Origin of the sequence: Shewanella sp. 10N.286.48.B5, assembly GCF_002874355.2 — a bacterium.
In the GTDB taxonomy this organism is placed as follows: Bacteria; Pseudomonadota; Gammaproteobacteria; order Enterobacterales; family Shewanellaceae; genus Shewanella.
Genome location: NZ_MCVG02000001.1, coordinates 106,950 through 127,506, shown reverse-complemented (window position 1 = coordinate 127,506; position 20,557 = coordinate 106,950). Strand labels below are relative to the sequence as shown.

At 40.7% G+C, this 20,557-nt stretch carries 20 protein-coding genes; 6 read left to right on the top strand and 14 right to left on the bottom strand.

The window, feature by feature from the left end:
* Window positions 1-3: 3 nt before the first annotated feature.
* The 8 genes from BCU57_RS00595 to BCU57_RS00560 form a co-directional block, all read right to left on the bottom strand.
* Complete coding sequence (locus tag BCU57_RS00595; RefSeq protein ID WP_076542777.1) at window positions 4-636, bottom strand: NADH:ubiquinone reductase (Na(+)-transporting) subunit D; 633 nt, start codon at window positions 634-636, stop codon at window positions 4-6.
* Window positions 636-1,430 carry a Na(+)-translocating NADH-quinone reductase subunit C gene (locus tag BCU57_RS00590; RefSeq protein WP_102437960.1) on the bottom strand — a complete coding sequence of 265 codons (795 nt, stop codon included), beginning with the start codon at window positions 1,428-1,430 and terminating at the stop codon, window positions 636-638. The genes BCU57_RS00595 and BCU57_RS00590 overlap by 1 nt, the downstream gene beginning before the upstream one ends.
* Complete coding sequence (locus tag BCU57_RS00585) at window positions 1,420-2,619, bottom strand: NADH:ubiquinone reductase (Na(+)-transporting) subunit B (RefSeq protein WP_102437961.1); 1,200 nt, start codon at window positions 2,617-2,619, stop codon at window positions 1,420-1,422. Before BCU57_RS00585 ends, BCU57_RS00590 begins: the two co-directional genes overlap by 11 nt.
* Complete coding sequence (locus tag BCU57_RS00580; protein ID WP_102437983.1) at window positions 2,619-3,953, bottom strand: Na(+)-translocating NADH-quinone reductase subunit A; 1,335 nt, start codon at window positions 3,951-3,953, stop codon at window positions 2,619-2,621. Before BCU57_RS00580 ends, BCU57_RS00585 begins: the two co-directional genes overlap by 1 nt.
* A 427-nt stretch (window positions 3,954-4,380) precedes the next feature.
* Window positions 4,381-6,456 carry a TonB-dependent receptor gene (locus tag BCU57_RS00575; RefSeq protein WP_102437962.1) on the bottom strand — a complete coding sequence of 692 codons (2,076 nt, stop codon included), beginning with the start codon at window positions 6,454-6,456 and terminating at the stop codon, window positions 4,381-4,383.
* A 196-nt stretch (window positions 6,457-6,652) separates the two neighbouring features.
* Window positions 6,653-7,162, bottom strand: coding sequence for an S-ribosylhomocysteine lyase (gene luxS / locus BCU57_RS00570; RefSeq protein WP_102437963.1), 510 nt, complete (start codon window positions 7,160-7,162; stop codon window positions 6,653-6,655).
* 265 nt (window positions 7,163-7,427) lie between these two features.
* Window positions 7,428-7,727 (bottom strand): BolA family protein, encoded by a 300-nt coding sequence (locus tag BCU57_RS00565; protein WP_102437964.1) that lies wholly within the window; start codon window positions 7,725-7,727, stop codon window positions 7,428-7,430.
* Between the two features lie 148 nt (window positions 7,728-7,875).
* On the bottom strand, window positions 7,876-8,544 hold the full coding sequence (locus tag BCU57_RS00560) for an alpha-ketoglutarate-dependent dioxygenase AlkB family protein (RefSeq protein WP_241903504.1): 669 nt from the start codon (window positions 8,542-8,544) through the stop codon (window positions 7,876-7,878).
* A gap of 336 nt (window positions 8,545-8,880) precedes the next feature.
* Here BCU57_RS00560 and BCU57_RS00555 point away from each other — a divergent pair, with 336 nt between their 5' ends.
* Window positions 8,881-10,572: a diguanylate cyclase gene (locus tag BCU57_RS00555; protein WP_198589923.1), complete on the top strand. Its 1,692-nt coding sequence runs from the start codon at window positions 8,881-8,883 to the stop codon at window positions 10,570-10,572.
* On the opposite strand, the gene BCU57_RS00550 is transcribed toward BCU57_RS00555, so the two are convergent.
* Window positions 10,549-10,905, bottom strand: a complete 357-nt coding sequence (locus tag BCU57_RS00550; protein ID WP_102437967.1) for a winged helix-turn-helix domain-containing protein — start codon at window positions 10,903-10,905, stop codon at window positions 10,549-10,551. The two genes, BCU57_RS00555 and BCU57_RS00550, sit on opposite strands and share 24 nt — an antisense overlap.
* Window positions 10,906-11,065: 160 nt before the next feature.
* On the opposite strand from BCU57_RS00550, the gene BCU57_RS00545 reads away from it, so the two are divergent.
* Entirely contained in the window at window positions 11,066-11,818 is a 753-nt protein-coding gene (locus BCU57_RS00545) for a PH domain-containing protein (protein WP_102437968.1), read from the top strand.
* The gene (locus BCU57_RS00540) at window positions 11,811-13,487 is read left to right on the top strand and encodes a PH domain-containing protein (protein ID WP_102437969.1); all 1,677 of its coding nucleotides are present in this window, start codon (window positions 11,811-11,813) and stop codon (window positions 13,485-13,487) included. The genes BCU57_RS00545 and BCU57_RS00540 overlap by 8 nt, the downstream gene beginning before the upstream one ends.
* A 103-nt stretch (window positions 13,488-13,590) precedes the next feature.
* On the opposite strand, the gene BCU57_RS00535 is transcribed toward BCU57_RS00540, so the two are convergent.
* Complete coding sequence (locus BCU57_RS00535) at window positions 13,591-14,022, bottom strand: universal stress protein (protein WP_102437970.1); 432 nt, start codon at window positions 14,020-14,022, stop codon at window positions 13,591-13,593.
* Between the two features lie 380 nt (window positions 14,023-14,402).
* Here BCU57_RS00535 and BCU57_RS00530 point away from each other — a divergent pair, with 380 nt between their 5' ends.
* The 3 genes from BCU57_RS00530 to BCU57_RS00520 all read left to right on the top strand — a co-directional run bounded on the left by BCU57_RS00530 (window position 14,403) and on the right by BCU57_RS00520 (window position 17,409).
* Entirely contained in the window at window positions 14,403-15,827 is a 1,425-nt protein-coding gene (locus BCU57_RS00530; RefSeq protein ID WP_102437972.1) for a coniferyl aldehyde dehydrogenase, read from the top strand.
* A gap of 209 nt (window positions 15,828-16,036) precedes the next feature.
* Entirely contained in the window at window positions 16,037-16,648 is a 612-nt protein-coding gene (locus BCU57_RS00525) for a TetR/AcrR family transcriptional regulator (RefSeq protein WP_102437974.1), read from the top strand.
* A 275-nt stretch (window positions 16,649-16,923) separates the two neighbouring features.
* Window positions 16,924-17,409, top strand: coding sequence for a VOC family protein (locus BCU57_RS00520; protein ID WP_102437976.1), 486 nt, complete (start codon window positions 16,924-16,926; stop codon window positions 17,407-17,409).
* A gap of 245 nt (window positions 17,410-17,654) precedes the next feature.
* Here the strand turns inward: BCU57_RS00520 and BCU57_RS00515 are convergent, their stop codons facing one another.
* The 4 genes from BCU57_RS00515 to BCU57_RS00500 all read right to left on the bottom strand — a co-directional run bounded on the left by BCU57_RS00515 (window position 17,655) and on the right by BCU57_RS00500 (window position 19,706).
* Complete coding sequence (locus BCU57_RS00515) at window positions 17,655-18,170, bottom strand: Pycsar system effector family protein (protein ID WP_241903505.1); 516 nt, start codon at window positions 18,168-18,170, stop codon at window positions 17,655-17,657.
* Window positions 18,167-18,922, bottom strand: a complete 756-nt coding sequence (locus BCU57_RS00510; protein WP_102437979.1) for an adenylate/guanylate cyclase domain-containing protein — start codon at window positions 18,920-18,922, stop codon at window positions 18,167-18,169. Before BCU57_RS00510 ends, BCU57_RS00515 begins: the two co-directional genes overlap by 4 nt.
* 73 nt (window positions 18,923-18,995) lie before the next feature.
* Window positions 18,996-19,352: a hypothetical protein gene (locus tag BCU57_RS00505; RefSeq protein ID WP_133149364.1), complete on the bottom strand. Its 357-nt coding sequence runs from the start codon at window positions 19,350-19,352 to the stop codon at window positions 18,996-18,998.
* Window positions 19,353-19,481: 129 nt separating this feature from the next.
* A complete protein-coding gene (locus BCU57_RS00500; protein ID WP_133149365.1) occupies window positions 19,482-19,706 on the bottom strand; it encodes a hypothetical protein in 225 nt (74 codons plus the stop codon).
* Window positions 19,707-20,557: the final 851 nt, after the last annotated feature.

Genomic DNA, 20,557 nt, shown 5'->3' with positions numbered 1-20,557 from the left:
CGCCTACCCTTTTGCTTCTACTTGCTCTGGCTTATAAGTACGGATAATCCAGATCAGCATACCGATCAAGAAGAACGCACTTGGAGGAAGAAGTAACAAGCCATTAGGCTGATACCAACCACCGTCAGAGATTTTGCTGAGGATTTCAACGCCGAACAATGAACCATTACCGAGTAGTTCACGGAAGAAACCAACTGATAATAGGATGGCGCCATAGCCTAAGCCATTACCAATACCGTCCATAAAGCTCATCAGAGGCGGCGTTTTCATTGCGTATGCTTCTGCGCGACCCATTACAATACAGTTGGTGATAATCAAGCCAACAAATACTGATAATTGCTTCGCTACGTCATAGGCGTAAGCTTGCAATACTTGGTCTACAACAATTACTAATGAAGCAATAATTGTCATTTGCACAATAATACGAACGCTGCTTGGAATATGATTACGTAGTAACGAAATAAATAAGTTCGAACACGCGGTCACCGCAGTCAATGCTAATGTCATAACAATAGCCGTTTCCATTTTAGCGGTAACAGCCAGTGCACTACATACACCCAGAATTTGCAGAGCAATTGGGTTGTTATTAATGATAGGTCCAGTCAGAACCTGTTTAAGTTCTTTAACGTCAGCCATTAGCCTAGTCCTCCATTGCGTGCTTTTTCGATAAAGCGTGCAAAACCTTCTTCACCTAACCAAAACGTTAGCGAGTACTGAACACCGTTACTGGTCAACGTCGCACCAGATAAGGCATCAACACCGTGAACTGAAGATGCAATTGTCGGGATCTTAGTGACTTGAATAGCTAAGTCGCCATTGTCGTCATAAAGTTTTTTACCTTCCCACTTAGCAATCCACTGAGGGTTTTGAACTTCACCACCTAGGCCCGGTGTTTCACCAGAACCAGTGAAGTCGTAATACACTAAGCTGCGAATGGTATTCATATCCGCTTCAACCGCTAAGAATGCAAACATGGTTGACCATAAACCGTAGCCTTTAACAGGAATAATCACGGTTTGTAGTTCATTGTTGTCATCTTTAACTAGATAAACAACACCTTGATTTGCAACGCGCTTAACAGAGGCAATGTCATTTTCAGGCTTAAAAGACGTTGCAGGTGTACGTGCCGCTTTTTCAACATCAAAAGTATCAGCATCACCTTCAACAAACTCACCGGTTTTTAAATCAACAAGACGAGCTTCAACGTACTTACCATACTTTGCAATAATAACGTCTTTCTCAACTTTGCCAGCTTTAGTATCCACTAAACCTGCCGCTTCAAGAATGTACTTTTGCTTATCTAGCAATTTATTCTCTTGCTGAATTGGCTTAAGTAATACTGCTGCAGTTGATACCAACATTGAGCAGATAAAACACAGGCCGATTACAACAAATAATGTTTTGCCGATTGATTCTTTATTACTGGCCACGAGCAATCCTCCGCTTCACATTTGCTTGAACCACGAAATGGTCAAATAACGGTGCAAATAAGTTAGCAAACAGGATGGCTAACATCATTCCTTCAGGGAACGCTGGGTTAATGACGCGAATAAACACTGCCATTGCACCAATTAAGATACCGTAAGCCCATTTAGCATTGTTAGTGAAAGACGCAGAAACTGGGTCCGTCGCCATAAACATCATACCGAAGGCAAATCCACCTAAAACAAGATGCCAATACCAAGGTGTTGCAAACATTGCATTAGTGTCGCTACCGATAAAGTTAAGTAGGTAAGAAACTGCAATCATGCCCAACATCACACCTGAAATAATACGCCATGAGGCGATACGGGTATAAACGATAACTGCACCACCTAGCAAAATAGCAAAGGTAGAGACTTCACCCACGGAACCTGGAATGAAACCTAAGAAGGCATCCCACCAGTTAGCGCTAGTATATTCAAACGTGCCCTGTGCAGCTTGGCTCAATGCCGTAGCACCAGAGAAACCGTCAGCCACAACCCATGTTGTGTCACCTGACATGCTTAACGGATACGCAAAGAATAAGAATGCACGACCCGCTAACGCTGGGTTTAAGAAGTTACGACCTGTGCCGCCAAACACTTCTTTTGCAACCACAACACCAAAGGTAATACCCAGTGCAACCATCCATAATGGAATAGTTGCTGGTAAGGTCAGCGCAAATAGAATGGAAGTTACAAAGAAACCTTCGTTAACTTCATGGCCACGTACAGACGCGAATAAGACTTCCCAGAAACCACCAACGGCAAAAGTCACCGCATAAATAGGTAGGAACCAACAAGCGCCATACCACATCAGTGCAGGCACACCTGAACTTGCGGTTAATTCAGTACCAAATAGGCTGAATAGGCTGACTTGCCATACATCAGGAGTTGCAAAGCCAGCCATCAGCGCATCTTGAGCTTGCAAGCCAACGTTGTACATACCAAAGAACATTGCCGGGAAAGTACAGGCCCAAACCGTAATCATCATACGTTTTAGATCAAGGCTGTCACGCACGTGCGTGGTGCCTTTGTTTACTTTACCTGGAGTGTAAAACACAGTAGCAGCCGCTTCATAAAGGGCGTACCACTTCTCGTACTTGCCGCCTTTTTCAAATTGCGGTTCAATACGCTCGATAAAATCTTTCAAGCTCATTAGCCTTCCCTCTCGATCGTATCTAAACAATCACGCAGATATGATGCATAGTCATACTTGCCTGGACATACGAAGGTACACAATGCCAAATCTTCTTCATCTAGCTCTAGTGCGCCCAGTGCAGCAGCACCGTCATAATCACCAGAAACAAGATCGCGAAGTAACATTGTCGGTAAGATATCTAATGGAACAACACGTTCATAGTTACCAATTGGCACCATGGCACGATCTGAACCACCCGTAGTTGTGGTCATATTGAACAGACCTGTACGGTTTAAGTGACCTAAGAATGCGCGAGTGATAGAGAACTTATCAGCACCAGGCATAGCCCAACCAAATAATTCTTTTTCATTGCCTTCTTTCAACAAGCTAAGTTGTTGATGATAGCGACCTAAATAGCCATGAGGACCCGCCGCTTGGCGCCCGCTTAATACTGAACCTGAGATAACTCGAACATTGTCAGTTTCAATTTCTCCAGCAGTTAATTCAACAGTGCTAGCACCTAATACTGTACGAACTAAACGTGGGTTTTTAGCTTCAGGGCCAGTAATCGCAATAACACGTTGAGTGTTAAGTTCACCTTGAGTGAATAATTGACCAACAGCAATCACGTCTTGGTAGCCAATATGCCAAACCGTACGTGTTGCAGAAGCAGGAAGAAGATGATGAATGTGAGTGCCCACTAGGCCAGCAGGATGTATACCTGCAAACTCTTCAACTTGAGCATTGCCAGAAGGGATATCAGCACCAGGCGCTTTAGCAAGGAAAAGTTTGCCTTCTGTTAATTTCGCTAGTAGCGTCAAGCCGTTAGCAAAATCATCTTTATGCTCAGCAATCACTACAGCAGGATCTGCAGCAAGTGGTTGAGTATCAATTGCGGTGACGAAAATACCAGCAGCGACTGAATCAACAGCAGGTACTTTACTGAAAGGGCGAGTTCGTAAAGCTGTCCAAAGACCTGATTCAATCAAGTTTTCTCTGACAACGTTAGCATCTAACGTGTTAAGTTCATCAGCACTATATTGAGTAAAGCTGACTTTATCATCACCTTCAACGCCAATAACCACTGACTGAAGTACACGTTTCGCACCCCGGTTAATTTCTAATACAGTACCACTAGCTAAAGCAGTATATTTAACGCCAAGGTTCTTTTTATCTTCAAAAATCACCTGACCTTTCAAGACTTTTTCGCCAACCTTGATTTTCATCGTTGGACGTAAGCCAATATACTCTTCACCCAAAGTCGCTACGTTCTTAATGGCTGGGCCATTATGGATAACTTGCTCAGGGCCACCTGCTAGAGGTAGTTCCAATCCTTTCTTTATTGTAATCATATCCACAAGCACTACGTTTGAAGGAAAGACAATGCGCCGCGTTCCTACCCAAAAGAAAACAAAGTGTTAACAAACACTTCAGTGTTGAGCTAGCGCAGATTTATCACGGAAATGCGATCGCAATCACGCTGGTCGCGCGCATTTTACCCCAAAATGTGCGCTATCGCCACGAAAAAAACCAGTGATTGAATTTTTAGATTGTTCATTTTTAAACAATTCACTCAAATAGGGTGTGGAACAGTCTGATTTAACGTCATTGAATGCAATATTTCAGTAACACAGGCACTATAACATTAATTTTAAAAGAAATAATATAAGAAGTGATTTACGGATTTGTTAACAAAATTCGCTTTAGTACGAGCTAAAATAGCCCATACTAAAGCAGAATTAAAACAAGCACCTACAAGAGGAAGAAGAGGTGAGACAGTTAAAATCTGGCCTGATATCCAAGGTAACTCAGCATCTCGCCTTGAGAAGTAATGCCTAAATTAGACTGTTGACTGACTAAATCCTCGTCAAGTAAGTTTTCTATACGCAAATAAACTTCGTGCACATTAGAAATATGATAGTTAGCTGCTAAGTCTAGCTTCCATTGTGTATCAATTTGTTCACCGCCATTAATGGCAGTGGCATAACCCATTTCTGATTGATATAAAGCTTGGGCGATGACACTAAATTGACCCATTATTAAGCCCGCATTTAAAGCTAATTGTTGCTCAGGTACCCAAGGAAGTTGTTCGCCTTTTACATAAAGACCGATTAAGTCGTTAAAACCAGAGTCTCCAAACTCAGCTTGGCTGTATTGGTATTGAGCAGAAAGAGGGATTGAAAAGCTATCAAAGCCGACAGTGTAATCGACCGACAAGTCGATGCCGTTAACGGACGTATCGTTAAAATTGTCTTGTACATAACGCTGTGAATAATCACACGCCATACTCCACATACAAGTCACATGTTGATTATCAAAGTCTTGTACGTAAGCATTTAAACCAACATTTAGTGCATCATTGCTATAGCCAAGTGCTAATTGATACTGCAGCGACTCCTGCGCTTGTTGCAATGCATTGCCCGCTGATGCAACTGTCCAAGCTTGCTTAGCTGAAACAGCCGCTTTCCAAGCACCTGTGGTATAGGCAATTTCGATTGCCGGGATCCAGCCATCATCAGAAAAATCAGCCGCCTCTATGCCATAGGCTTCAACGTCAATTTCGCGAGTAGTACTGACACTTTCAAAGCTCAAGCCTAAGTTTATCGACAAAGCGCCATAGTTGAGTTTGGCGTCAGCGCTGGTAATGAGTACGTTAACATCGTCGATATAAGCTAGCAGCGCATTATCAATATTGGTGCTCGCAAGACTTCTATCTTGGCTCCAGGTCCAATCTTGCTGGCCAAAACGCATTTTGGCTTTATCTGAATGAAACAGCGCACCATAGGTCACTTGATGAGCGCCATATTGACTTACACCTTCCGTTTGCAAGCCATAGCCCGAATATTGATTATCTTCAAGCATAGAGCCTAAAGCCAAACCGCCTGTAGTCGGGGCTTTATCAAAAGCTGAAATCGCTGATAATTCTGTTGTACCAATAAACACGCCAGATAACGAGTTTAATTGCGAGATTTGCTCATCATAGGATTGGTAATAAAAATCGGACATCACCACCGAGCCATCACTAAGATTAACAATATGGCTCACTTGATACTTATGGCGCTGGCCTTCACGGTTATCATTTTCGGTAGCCGAATACGCCCTACCCGGTTTAGCCTGCCAATCTTGGCTGGTTAAACCGATATTGGAGTGATCATTTTCTGAGTTAGTGTATTGGTACATAAACTCTGTCGTTTGTGGGTTTCTAGCGCCAGCAAGACTATCAGCATTAATTTTGAACATGATATCGGTTTGGCTGTGGTCGCTATCAAGGTTGGTCACAAAACCTGTTTCTTCGGCGGTATTTTGGTAATCCACCGCAAACAGCATGCCGTATTCTTTATTTAAGCCACTGGCAATGGCGCCCACGCGGCCACCACCATTATCATTAATTTCGATGTTAGCCTGAGCATCTAATTTTGTTGGGCTGATCTGCGCCGTGGTGTAATCCACACTACCAAAAGCCCCTTTACCGCCTTTTGTCACTCCAGTCATGCTGGCTGTAGTCACTTGGGTTTGTAAGGCTAAATTCGGTTGTAACACTAAATGAGGCGCTGAATAAGGAGACGGTGAAAAGGATACTCTATCTTGAGAAATCGCAATGCCATTGACCGCGCCGCGATGACTGATGTCAGTGGTTTGCCCCATGGCAGCAGGCATGATTGTCATTCCTGACAATGCTAGGGGTATTGTACTGCTGCGATAATGAAATGGAGCTGTCTGAGGCTGGTCGAGTACAACAGTATTATTTGATTCATCCAAGGATGCCGTCACAGAGCTTGCAGCAAAACTTGAAGAATGACACACAAACAGCACAGCAGAAGCAATTACAGACAAGCTGAATTGGCCTTTAGACATGGTTAACTCCCAAAATACATCATCGGCATCGCAATCCGCTACGCCTTTATTATTATAAATAACATCCTATTACTAACTTTTAACAATAACGTTTTCATGCAAATAAAAACAGTATTTTAATAAAATTAACCACAAAAAAAACAAAGCGGCCGAAGCCGCTTTGGTGTCAAACTAAAACCTAGGATTAACAGCTAGCCTATAGCGTACCTAAAATGTCGTCACTCAATTTAAGGTCATCATTACGATTGACACTTACACCAGCGGCAATGATTGCACGAGCAATATCTTGGGCTTGATCAAGTGAGTGCATGTCATAAGTGCCACACTGATACTCATTTAATTCAGGGATCTCACTTTGTTCAACCACTTTAAGTACATCACCCATTGCTGCAAGCCACGCATCGGCAACAACCCGCTCTGTCGGCTGACCAATTAAGCTCATGTAAAAACCGGTGCGACAACCCATTGGCGATATATCAATAATTTCTACCGAGTCACCATTCAAATGATCACGCATAAAACCGGCAAATAAGTGCTCAAGGGTATGAATACCACGTTCACTTAAAATATCTTTATTTGGCGTACAAAAACGCAAGTCAAATACCGTAATGGTGTCACCTTTAGGTGTACTCATATGCTTTGCGACACGCACAGCAGGAGCTTCCATTCGTGTATGATCAACAGTGAAACTATCAAGTAAAGGCATGACTCATTCCTTAAGGCTAAGTAAAAGATGTTTGGCATCATAGCATCAAAATTGAAACCAGACAGCGATGTAAACATGGGATAAACCGGAGTTATCTTCATGTAATAACCTGTCTGTGTGACAAACTGATGACCGATACTTATTACTTTTATTAAAACACTAAAGACTAAAAAGCAAAAAACCTCATCTAAAGACGAGGTTTTGATTTTTAAGCTAATTTGGCTAGTTTGCCTTAATCTACAATGACCATAAATGGCCTTATGGATTAACCTTTACAATTTGGCGTTTTAGGCACTGCATCTAATGCTTGCCACTCAGCCTGAGTATATGCATTAATGGAAAGTGCATGCACGCCGTTGGCTAACTCATCCGCTAACACAGCATTTATTGCTCGGTGGCGGGCAATTAATCGCTGCGCTTCAAACTGCTCACTCACCACCACCACTTTGAAGTGTGTTTCTGAGTTAGGCGGCACATGGTGGCGATTGCTTTCATTAAGCACATCTAAATGTATCGGACTAAAAGACTGGTTCAGTTTATCGCTAATGATTTGTTCAACTGACATAACAAACTCTTTATAACTACATTTTAAAGTTTGAAGACTACTGCTTAACTCCCCATAAATCAAACTAGCCAGTCGGCAATCTGATTTAAGTGGCAATTTTAGTTAACAATGCAAGCTAACCTAGTAAGTTAAAGATTACGCTGATGAATTATCCCTTCAATTGATGATAGCCGACAATTAACTGCCTAAAGGTTAGATTTAACCGACAGTTCTTAACCTTTAAACGCTTTGGTACTGCATGCTGCCACTGTGATTGCATCCCTTGATGCATAATGAGTAAATCACCGCTTTCAAGCTCAACGTTTTGTTTTATATTGAGGCTTTTATGCCGTAAGGCAAAAGTTCGACTGGCGCCAATACTGACTGACACAATTGCGCTATTGGCTACTATTTCAGGCTCATCATCACTATGCCAGCCCATAGAATCTAAACCGTTTTGATAACGATTAACCAATACCCCGTTGCAATTAAACTGCAGTTCATCCCGCAGCCGCTGCCTTAAATCTGCTAATAAGTGTGGCCAAGGCTGCGGTGAAATTAATAAAGAAGAATATTGATATTCACAACCAGGATCAGCAAACCATACTTGAGCGCGAGGGATAGGATGCTGTTTACCAAAAAGCGTAATTATCGGTTTTTCAAAGGGGTAGCTATCGGCATCGGCTAGCAACTGTTGCTGCTCCCCGCGTGATAAAAAGCCCTTTATATACGTTATTGGCGCAGTTATTGGCGCGCCATGGCTCTTGGATTTAGCGCTGGGGCTATTTTGATTGTCACTGCTGTGCTGATCAGATAATTTAAACTCGATTTGTTTCACCCCCGCCCTCCTTTTGCCTCTTAAAGAGAGGCTAACGTTGACAACCGACACTTTGTGACTAATCCTTTAGTATATCAATACATTATTTTACACTTTTCTAACATTAACTCACTAAACTTTATGAGAGCCTAAAATTACAACGTAAGCTGTTTTATTAAGCTAGGTGAACCGCCTTAATGTTTATCCCAACACCGTCATTGCAGCAGCGCCGCCACTATCTTATCGGCGGTTTTAGCACTGTTAGTCTATAAAAGATAAAGGTAGTTTATTGCACTTATGAAATGGATATTGGATCTGCTTGTCAATCTAAGCATTATGTTCTGCTTAAGCATTGCCATGTTCAACATCAGCAATGCCCATGCTGAAAAGCTCAACTTAACAGAGACTTACACCGCGCCAATAGGCCAATCTATAGGGTATTACACCGAAACAGATCGTATTAACGCATCACAAGCTTATCAATTATTCCGTAATGGCCACTTCCAGTCAGGCAGCGAGGAAATTAGCAACTACGGCATCGGCTCTAACCCTGTATGGATTAGTCTATCCATTAATAATCCAACTCAAACTCAGATAAACCGCATCATCCACTTTGATAATTACTGGCTCGATGAAGTCAGTGCTTATTGGCTAAGCTCAGATAGAATTGCTCATTTTGAGCACCAAGGTGATCTATCGCTATTTTATAAACAACCGACTTTTCAACCCAGCTATAATTTTCAATATAGCTATCCACCAGGTATAACCACGGTATTAATTAGGCTTCAAACCTTAGATGCCATGGTCATTCCGGTATATTTATTTGATGAAAGCCAAAGCGCTCAAAACAGTATATTTAACTCCTATAGTTACGGTTTTTTATACGGCGCGATTATTGCGCTGCTGATTTATAACTTTATTTTATTTTTAGGCTTACGTCTGAGAAGCTACTTTTACTACTGCCTATACCTGCTTAACTTTCTAATATTAAATATGGCATATAGCGGTCATGGTTCGTTATGGCTTTGGCCAAATTCGCCTTATTGGCAACAATGGGCTGTGCCAATCCTTATGGTCACCTTCTGCTCCAGTGGCATTGTATTCGCGTGCCACTTTTTACGTCTGCGATATCAACTGCCGCTATTACATAAGATCTTAAAAAGCTTATGCGTACTTTTTCCAATATTGATGCTGTTGGCAGTGATACTGCAAGACCGAGTATTAGGGTTGATTTTTGCTTTTGATTTGATGCTGTTATTCAGTGGCTTGATGATTGTATTAGGGGTGCTGTCATTAAATTTCGGCAATATTTCCGCACGGTTATTTTTACTGGCTTCAATATCATCAATGATAGGTATTGCCATAACCGCGCTTGCGGTGTGGTCATATATTCCATTTAATGACTTTACTTATCGCGCTGCTGAAATAGGGGTAGGTATTGATGTACTTTTACTGGCATTAGCATTAACTGAGCGATTTAGACGAATCGAAAATGAAAAACTGATCGCAGAAAAGATGGCTCAAATGGATCCGTTAACCCTGCTTAATAATCGCCGCGCTTTTTACCAATTAGTGGAGCCGCAATTTAATCAAGCCAATGGCACTATGGAATCGCCGAGTAATACCCCTTCTATCGTAATGATTGATATCGATAAGTTTAAAGATATTAATGATAAATATGGGCATATTTTTGGTGATTTAGTCTTGGTTAAAGTCGCATCTATCATTAGAGATACCCTACGAAAAAATGATATTGTGGCGCGCTGGGGTGGCGAAGAGTTTATTGTTTTTTTACCGCAAACGGCTGCAAAAGAGGCCGATAGTTTAGCAATGCGGATTTGTGAAAATATTGCCAAACTCAATTTGCAGCACCAACACGTTAAAGTGCAGGTTACAGCCAGTATTGGCATAGTGACCAGTAATGCTGAGATCTATCAATTACCAGCCTTAATTGAACAAGCCGATAAACACCTATATCAAGCTAAACGAGCCGGCAGAAACAGAATATGTAATAGTGAACAGGTATTAACCCATAGCGTCGCCAGTTAAAGATAGCTCAAGTGCTAATGTAATTTTATCAAAATGACTGTTTACCCAAGCTCCATTAATCGGCCCCCAATCCAGCAGCTGATAAAAACCCGCATTGTGTCTTTGCCCCTGCTGTACAAATTGCACATCAATGCCTATGTCAGTGAAAGCTGCTATGTTGTCTTGCAAGGTGCGTCTTGGCATTTGGGTCTGCTTTTGTAATGACAACAAATTATGCTGTTGCTGCTCAATGAGTCCCGCCAGATAGATTTTACGTAAAAACGCTTTTTGCGCTTTAGAGACAGGTCGCACTAAAAATCCATTATTAGCCGCTGCAGCAGTTACTTTTTCCATATTACTCAATCCCATATACTATATAAGCTTAAAGTAATGGATTATGAGTGGTTAAGAAAGACTAATCGACACTTATTATTCATCAATCTCTACCAATCAAGCTTTTAGTAAACAAGCTTTTAGCAAACAGTTGCGACTAACTTAGCAAAAGGATTTATATATGTCGGCCACACCAGAATCAGATGTGACAGTAGCTAGCACCTCAGAAAAACTGCTCATAGCTGAGGCAAAGTGGCAGAGCTATACAGAAGTGACATTAACCAAGGTAGATAAAAACTACCCGAAGCAAATATTCAGCCAAAGCATTGGGCTGTTACTGTTAATATTAGCCGCGTTAGTTGTCGTCATGACATTAAACCAAGCCTTAGGGCGTAATGAATACCTCATCATTAGTGGAGTATTGATTGCCGGAGTCGTGCTGACATTGATCCGCTTTTTGGCGGCTAAAAAGTTGCGCTACGGCGTACTTGAACATGAAATATTAATACGCCAAGGCTTATGGTGGATAAAGACCACAGCTTTACCTTATAGCCGCTTGCAGCACGTGAGTTTGTCGCAAAACCCATTGCAAAGGCGCTTCAACTTAGCCACCATAAAGTGCTTCAGTGCTGGCAGTGGCGCGGCAGAGATTTTCCTCCCGGGACTGAGCTTTACCTTGGCAGAAAAGTTAAGGCAGCACTTACTGAATAAAGCCTCTTATCATCAACAACCGCTCTCCTCAGATATAAGCTCTGACATAAGCTCTAATATAGGCTCTGGCATAAGCTCAGATACAAGCTCTAATATAAGCTCTAATTTAGGCTCCGACATAAGCTCTAATATAGGCTCTGATATAAGTTCAGATACAAGCTCAAATATAAGCCCTGCAATAAACACTGAAAAGCCGCTAACAAAAGAGGCCGCTGATGAGTAACCAGCCAAATGAGCCTCAAAAAGATAACAAGATTTCAGTAGCGCATTCTTCACTGCAAACCTCTGAGAATCCTTCATCACAAGCAAAAAAAGCGACTTCAACGTCAAGCTCAAAATCCACTACAGCTGACAAAAATGTCAATGCCTTAACCCAATGGCAATCGCTGTCTCCTTGGTCAATGCTAAGCTTTATTTTTGGCAGCGCAAAAGCCATTTTATCTAATGGTTACGCCATCATTCCTGTGGTGTATGCCGGTTGGCAGAGTGGTTTTGATTTACAAATGGGTCTACTCGGCTTTGTTGTAGCAATACTTTTACTGACTATATTTTCATTTGTTCAATGGCGAACCTACCGCTTTAAGCTTTCAGGGCAACAACTCAATATTAAACGTGGGCTGTTTTTTACCCGTAAAGATGAAATCCCACTCAACAAAATTCAAAATATTCGTTACAGCCAGCCGTTTTATTTCAAGCCATTTAAGCTCGGCACCTTAATCGTTGAAACTGCAGGCTCAAAAGATGACGAAGCGCATTTATCGGCGCTAGATGCAGCCCAAGCCAGTAAGCTTAAACAGCAATTACTGCAACTCGCTCCCCAGCAGCTTGCAACTAATGACGCTATCGATGAAATCAGCACTAAAAACACTGCCGATAGTGTTAACACACCTAGCAATAAAACCCACAACACGATTGTGGTGCGTAATTTAAAGCAGCTAATTCAATTTGGTTTTTATCAGAATAATTTGATTTGGTTTGCAGTGATAGCTGGGCCCATAATGGGACAAATTAAATGGGAGCAGATAGTAGAGCTTCCTATTATTCAACAATTTTGGAGCGCTGTTGTCAGCTATAGCGGCCCAAGTATTGCTCTACAAGCCATTGCCATTATGCTGACATTGTTGTTGGTGTATTGCCTGTTTTCGATAATTTCTATTGTGGCGGCAGTACTTAAATATCATCCATATACATTAGATAAACAGCAACAAACCCTGCAGCGCAGCGGCGGGGTGATCTCCCACCAGCAAGACGCATTAGCTATTCGCCGAGTGCAGCTAGTGCACTTTAGTCAGCCATTTTTAGCTAAATTATTAGGCTTATGGACACTGTATTTTAAGCAGGTTAAAGGCCAAGAGGTTGAGCAAAAAACTACTGAGCATATGTTACTGCCCAGCGTTAAAACTGCAGAGATTGCTGCAATATTGGCGCAAATACCGCAATTAGCAGGCGGGACAACTAATATCCCAGCGCGATACCAAGCTATTGCTTTGGCATGGTTTTTAAGACGCGGCTTGTTAATGTACATTCCAGCGCTATTAATTTTAATCTTTACCGGCTTAAATCCGATCTCTGAAGTGGCTTTATTGATTGCTACTGCGGTTATGGGACTAACATTTTTGCGGTACAAGCAGTGGGGCTATGTGATTGAAGATGAAGTGTTATGGCAACATAGCGGCTTATTTGGCCATCATTGGAAACGGATCCCTTATGAAAAAATACAGCACGTATCTATCACCCAAACAAAAGGGCAACAACGCAGCGGTCATGCCTATATCGAAATTGGCCTAGCTAGCGGCAGCTTAACTCTGCCCTATATCGCTGAAAAAGACGCCTTATTCATTGCCGAAAAAGCCATGCAAACCATTAAGCAAGATTACCGTAATTGGATATAAACGCTTATCTTAATGGCATATTGGCTAATGAAGAATAACTAATAGCGGGCACTAAATGATCAACCAATGCGAGTTAGCGCTAGTTAGCACTTGTTAACTAGCGCTACTTAACTACTAGCACAGGACAACTGGCCTGATTAGCCACCTCTTCAGCAACATTACTGTGCAGAAAATGCGCTAGACCACTGCGTCCATGGCTGGCAATCACCACCATACCAATGTCGCCTTTGTTGGCCTCATCGACAATTTCTTCAATGGCATCACCACGCCTAATTACGGTTTCGACCTTCAAGTCAGTATTTAAATCAGCAAGTAAATTTTGCATTTTGGTGGCTGCAGCCTCTTCCATGCTTTTAGCGAGTTCCTCAGGAGTAATAGCCAAAATCATGTAGTTCTCGTCACCAAGGGGCTGAGAAACCACATGTAAAATACGAATACCCACTTCATATAAATTGGCCATTTCAATGGCATATCGCAGCGCATGGGATGCCGTTTCAGAAAAATCTGTTGGCCATAATATTGAACGTGAACGCATGTGAGTTCCTCCTGTAGATAAAATAAGTGAGCTTTAGCATTAAACAAACTTATCCCACTTATTTAAGTAAATATAGCTAGCGGTATAAAGTAAACTAAAAGTATGAACAATTTCAGTCACTTTTCCATAAGCATCATCACTGTAATCATGACCATAGTTATAAAAAATAACCATCGTTAACATGATAGTTTCAGATACAAACTACTTAAATATCCTCCTAATTAAAGTGTAGTGCAAATAGTAAAAAACCACCTTGACCCAGCTCAAGAATCCAAAGGCTTGCAATTAGACCTAACTCAGCACATACTAAACCGACTAATCAGTCGGTTTTTTAATTTATTGAAATGATGTCAGTATCAATATCACTCTAGGAGCGCTTTATGAATATGGCCGCTAACAATGTTCAGCAAAGTCCATTACAACAATTACTTCAGCAGCAACGCCAAGCCTATCAGTCAATGCCTGCGCCTAGTTACCAATCCAGAGTTGATAAACTCAATAAACTCAAAGCCGGGTTGCTCAGTTATAGTGAGCAATTTGTTAGTGCATTAGCCACAGATTATGGCCATCGCTCAGCCAATGACACCATGATTTCAGACATCATGCCTTGTGTGAATAACATCAACTACAGTCTGAAACATCTAAAATCATGGATGAAACCCAATAAACGCCATGCCGGGTTATTACTGTCCCCTTCTTCGGTCACAGTGCATTACCAACCCCTTGGCGTTGTTGGCATAATCGTGCCGTGGAATTTCCCAGTCATGCTGGCTGTTGGCCCGTTAATTACCGCCATTGCAGCAGGTAATCGCGCCATGCTTAAAATGTCAGAATTTACCCCAGCCACCAACCAAGTATTAATTAGCTTATTAGCAGAGATATTTAGCCAAGATGAAGTGGCCGTAGTGGAAGGCGAAGCCGATGTTGCCGCGCAATTCTCAGCCCTACCCTTTGACCACCTATTATTTACAGGTTCTACAACAGTGGGCCGCCATGTCATGCGCGCAGCTGCTGATAACCTCACCCCAGTGACTCTTGAGCTAGGCGGTAAGTCACCAGTCATTGTAGCGCCTGATATTGATATCGATACTGCTGTTGAGCGCCTTATTTACGGTAAGTGTTTAAATGCAGGCCAAATCTGCGTCGCACCCGATTATATTTTATGTCCAGAAGACAAAATCGATGCGCTAATCAGTGCCTACAAAACTCGTTTTAATAACATGTACCCAGATTTTGCCAGTAATGAAGACTATGGCAATGTGATTAACCAGCGCCAATACAGTCGCTTACTCGCGGTACTTGATGACGCCAAACAAAAAGGCGCGACCATTCACCCAGCGACTGAGTTCAACATTGATAGCGAAATACGTAAATTACCAACACAGCTAGTGACCAATGTCAGTGCAGATATGGCCATTATGCAACAAGAAATCTTCGGGCCATTACTGCCGATAATCGGGTATAAAGACCTTGATGAAGCCATTGAATATATCAATAACAATGAACGCCCATTAGCGCTTTATATCATGAGTTTTAACAGTCAAACCCAGCAAAATATTATCCAACAAACTCACTCTGGCGGCGTATGTATTAACGAAACTATCTTCCATGTGGCAGCCGATGACGCCCCGTTTGGCGGCATTGGCCCATCAGGTATGGGCCATTATCACGGTAAAGAAGGCTTTTTGACTTTTAGCCATGCGAAAACGGTGTTAAAAAGCGGCAAGTTCAATTCAGGTTTATTTGTGCACCCGCCTTATGGCACTAAAATCCAAGCCTTGTTGATGAAGTTTTTCCTGCGCTAACGCGTTGGATAAGTGCCAATAATTGAGTGTGCGATTATCGCCTTGGTGCTAAACTCGCACGCTCAAAATCCCGATTGATAATCGGCCTTTTTATTAACCGCTTTGTAATTAATAGCTCATTAATAGACAGCTTATGGATAGATTGCTCATTCATAAACCGTCCCTTAATAACTCATTAATAAATAGCTCATTGAAAATACGAACAGCATATGACCCAAACTGTAGCCAACAAAAAACCTAAAGTAGACAAGAAACAAGCGATACTCGATAGCGCTTTACAGCTATTTGTTGAGCAAGGGTTTCATGGCACATCAACCGCATCAATCGCCAAAAATGCCGCAGTTGCCACCGGGACATTGTTTCATCACTTTCCCAGTAAAGATGATTTGCTCAATCATTTATTTGTTTCAATTAAACAAGAGTTTGCTGATGACATTACTCAAGCATTATCCACCTTTGACAATGCTGGTGAAGACTTAAAAACTGATGCTGAACACCTTTGGCAACAAGCGATTGATTGGGCCTTAAAACACCCGATTAAGCAGCGTTTCTTTTTACAATTTTCTATGTCCAACGACATTGATGCCGCAATCCGCGATCAAGCCATGAACGGTATTTTGCATTTTGTTGTTCAGCTTATTAGTAAAGGCCAGCAACAAAAGATTATTGCTGATTTTCCTGTTGCGCTAATGCTTGAAAACTGTCACGGCCAATACCTTGCCGCTATTCGCTATTTTACTGACAACCCACAATGGGGCAACGACCCAAGTCAGCGCCAAGCAAGCTTTGAATTATTTTGGCGCTCAATGAAAGCTCAGTAATCTACTTTTATATTCAAAACCTCCTTTAAAGCCAGTTAGCTGATGACTGGCGAAAGGTGCTAAGCCTTAACCACGAACCGCTTCAGCAAATCTCTTTCGGCTCCAACCATACAATTGACCCAAGCATGCACTAGATCCAACTATACATTTAATAACAAAATATTATTATCTTTATAAAGTTTGATAATTTTATTAAATCATTACTTCGCCCTATACTTCTTCCATCAAAACGAACAAGCAACAACTTAGCAATTAACGTATAAGGCGAGATTATTATGAAAATGAGTCATGTAGGTATTATGGTTGGTGACATGGATAAAGCCGTCGAGTTTTATACCCAAGCATTAGGTCTTGAAATTGTCATGGGCAATTCAGCAGTCATCGAAGAAAAACAAACTGCCATTGGTAGAATGTGTATTGCGGTATTTGGTGATGGTTTTAAAGGTTTTAACATCGCCCACCTCGTCACTTCTGATGGCATCGGCTTTGAGTTATTTGAAATGAAAGACCGCGAAGAAAGACATCATGTCGACTTCACTAAAATCGGTATCTTCCATTACTCGTTAGAAACAGATGACTTTGAAGGCGTTATCGAGCGAGTTGAAAAATTCGGCGGTAAAGTCAGAATGGACATCATGCGCTATCATCCAGAAGATGATAATAAGCCTTACAAAATGGTCTATCTAGAAGACCCATTTGGAAACCTATTTGAACTGTATTCTCATACTTATTCAGAAACTTATTCTTCTGAATACACATAAGAATTAAAGAATTTTAAAAAGCAGCTAACCGTGGTTAGCTGCTTTTTTTTGTATTAGAGAAGTTTGTAGGCAAGTATTATTTAAGCGCCTAAATCACTTTTGGACATTTTCGTGTTAGGACTTTGGGTAATCATGGCATTTCAGATTACCCAAAGTATGGATAAGCTCTAAACCTGTGGCCAATTTCAATTGGCCACTACAGATAAGGACGCGGCTACGCGCGGCCTATCCTTATCTGTTAGAAGTTACTTTCTTAGTTTATAAACCAATAGTGCTCCTATAGGAGAAAGTATCGCTGTAAGAGTAAATAGAATTGCTAAATCAAATTGTTTGAATTTTACCAATGCTACACGCGAGTTTATAACTATCTGCCCTGAATAAAGTAACTCAAGATCATAGTTTTCAGATTTTTGTGCTTTGCCTGAATGAAGTTTATCTAAGTATGTACTAGCTGAATATTTGCAAGCATGGCCAAAGTACAACAAATTATCATCTTTATCTCTATTACCAATATGTACCCATGGAGTTTTTAGCTGCGGTATAAATGAAAGTAATGATAAAGCGGAGGAGATAACCAATAGTATAAGAACCACAACTAAATAAATTAAGAGAAATTTATTCAATGATTCTGCACCTAAGCTCATTCTAGCGACTGCAAAAATACCCGCAGAGCAAAAAGCGACATTTGCAGCATTTTTTGCCTCTGCAAACTTTATCCACTCATTAACCTTTGAAAGCGTATCTTTTAATGTATCAATCACCAAAGACCACCAGATGTAGATGATTGAGTTTTACAGTTTTCGTCATACCATTTTTCCATATCATTATTTATGACGTTACCATGGTAACAGTCATGATTATAATTTTTAGAAAGTAGATCTTTATTGTGATCATTTAGGTTTGAATAGATAACATTTGATGCAAAAATAACTTTATTGTCCCAACCTTTATTGGCATTGGAACATAGGTTGGATGCACTATTTACAACATCCCCCATCCATACAACTTCATTAAGGCCACTACCTTTATATCCCGACTTGATCATAAGTGCTCGCCCATAATCCATGCCAATACCTACTTCAATTTCAGTAATATTTCTTTTTTGAAATTTATGATTTAGAACTTTTATTAGTGAGTTAATTTTTGCTGCGTCGGAAAACATACTATCGATTTGATATTGCTTTGGCGTGTTATAAATTCCACTGACGCAATCTCCCTCAATTCTAATTTCTGAGCAGTCTGTGTTCCCATTCATTATTGCCACTACTTCTGAAATATAGCTTCTGTATATTTTAGCGAGAGTAGGTCTTTTATGTTTGTTTGGTAATTCTGAAGAATCTCTTATATCTACAAAAAACGCTGAGCAATTTACATAAAAGCCATTTTTATAAGTTAATTTATCTCTAGCAGGTATTTCATCTACTTCTGGAAATGATGTATCTGATTCATCTAATATTTCATCTAGTCGATCAAAACTATCTTCATAATTGTAATATTTATACTTCGTCTCCAATGCCTGCTACTCCTTTAACTTCTAACGCCGCAAACAAAGGCGCGCTTTAGCGCGTCCTTTTTGCTTTGCCTTGTTATGAGTGTTGTATAAAATAAAATGCATACATAAATGGTGTTGATATTAAACCTGCTATAACTGGTAATAACAATATAACCAGAACGTTTTGAAACCATTTTAGCCGAACAACATGCCTTACATAAAGGTATGAAAATATTAAGCTAAAGGGTATACCTAAATAAGGACCATAATCATAACTTACAAATAATAAGCCTAAAGGCAATAGCACCTGTAAAAAAGCTAAAGTAAATCCAAACATTATTGCACGGCGCAGTAGCTGTGCAGTTACTCCAACTCTCTTAAGTAAGACATACGATGGAGGTACAAAGCATGAAAAATAAGTTGTTAATACTAGAACAGAAGTTAAATCCATAATTACTCATAACGCCCGCCTAACACGCAATGTGTTGGCATGGCTTTTTGCGTTGTTTGCCAAAACCATGACAACTTAACATTGTCGGAGTTAAGGCGCTTGTTATATGCAATTCCATCACCTTAAAGCTTAATCATTTAAATATGTGACGACAATTTCAGTAGTTTGTTTTTTACCACAAACTTTACAATTACCTTCAAGGTATTGCTTTTCATCTAAAATATAAATCTTAGGCTCGATGATTCCTAGATCAGCTTCATCGCAGTAATTACACCAAGAATCATTAATAAAAAATTCTTGATCAAATTGCTCTAAATCATCGAAATTTAGATATCGTTTCTTCATAGCTTCCATTGCATATAACAGCTTATTCAATAGCAGCACAATAATGTTCCAGGCTGCTCAATTCAAACTTCAAAGATACCATCGCTAAGTTATTGTTGTAAATCGAATATTTTCGCGAATACGTAAATAATGCTCAAAATACTGCCGGAAAAAGAATGCATCTTTGTTTACGAGGTCTATACAACACTTTAAAAAATTTCGCAGTAGACTGATATGTATGGGTTTTCTAGAATGTTACAAAATTATCGATGCGTAAAAAGCTCATTTTACGCATCCTTTGGCGTCAGAATTATCTCAATTTGAAGAAAATCAGTTATACCTGTATAGGTAACCAGTCATTTGGACGACAAGTAAGGCGGTCATAATCGATTAGAAAAAGTGTAGTGGTATAGCGAATTTGGCCACTCTATTGAAGGTGATATTAGATTATTGAGGGTAAATACAAATGACTAAACCTCGAGAGATATCCATTTCAAACACATATCGGGGCATAAATGCGTTACAGCCACCAACTTTATACTTCGTTTATATTGGCTCTTTTTCAGTAGTCCATTACTTCAGTTTAATCTATTGCCTGCCGCAGGTGCTATATAGAATATACGAATGTCGCGATCACATAGTCAATGATGTTCCCTACATCATAATGACATCTAACCCATATCCCTATGAGTTAGATGTGAAACAGCGACCTTATGTGCAGATACAACTGCGAGACGCTGCACTCTTTATATAAGTCAAAAGGCCCATAAACTTTGCCACAACAAATGCCTGTTTTGGTCATATTTGTTCCCGACAAATAATGACTGTTCCCGCCATCCTTGGCAGTCAGAAGCTCGCTGCTGCATCTACACAGGGGTTAT